Source organism: Vibrio sp. Y176 (assembly GCF_033438945.1).
In genome coordinates this window covers 1-834 of sequence record NZ_JAWOQS010000292.1, presented here as the reverse complement: position 1 = coordinate 834, position 834 = coordinate 1, and the positions used below count along the sequence as shown (strand labels likewise).

General features: G+C 48.6%; 1 protein-coding gene. It reads left to right on the top strand.

All coding sequences use genetic code 11. The annotated features are described in order from the left end of the window. A partial coding sequence (locus R7O13_RS25645; RefSeq protein WP_318305042.1) for a PTS transporter subunit EIIC occupies positions 1-834 on the top strand: 834 nt, incomplete at both ends.

Genomic DNA, 834 nt, shown 5'->3' with positions numbered 1-834 from the left:
ATGGTTGGCCCAATGGGTGGCTGGGCAATCAAAAAATTCGATAACTACATCGACGGTAAAGTAAAAAGTGGCTTCGAGATGTTGGTTAACAACTTCTCTGCGGGCATCATCGGTATGCTGTGCGCCATTCTGGCTTTCTTCCTTATCGGCCCATTTGTCAAAGTGCTTTCAGGCGCATTGGCAGCTGGCGTAAACTTCCTTGTTTCAGCGCACCTTCTGCCACTGACTTCTATTTTTGTTGAGCCAGCGAAGATCCTGTTCCTAAATAACGCGATCAACCACGGCATCTTCTCTCCACTGGGTATTCAGCAAGCGTCAGAGACTGGTCAATCGATCTTCTTCTTGATCGAAGCGAACCCTGGGCCGGGCTTGGGTATCCTGCTGGCTTACATGGTGTTTGGCAAAGGTACGGCTCGCCAAACGGCTGGCGGTGCATCCATCATCCATTTCTTCGGTGGCATTTACGAGATTTACTTACCGTATATTCTAAAGAACCCACGTCTGATGCTTGCGGCTATTGCTGCTGGTATGACTGGCGTGTTCGTTCTAACCATGTTTAATGCGGGCATCGTTTCTCCAGCTTCTCCAGGTTCTATCTTCGCCATCTTATTGATGACTCAAAAAGGCTCAATTGTTGGCGTTCTTGCCTCTATCGCGGCAGCAACAGGCGTGTCATTCGCGGTTGCATCTCTGCTGATGAAAACGCAAACCTCGACAGAGGAAGATGGCGATGAAGCGGCACTAGAAAAAGCAACATCACAAATGAAAGACATGAAATCTGCATCGAAAAACGGCGCAGTGGTAAACAACGAAAGCAAAGGTGACGTAGACCTA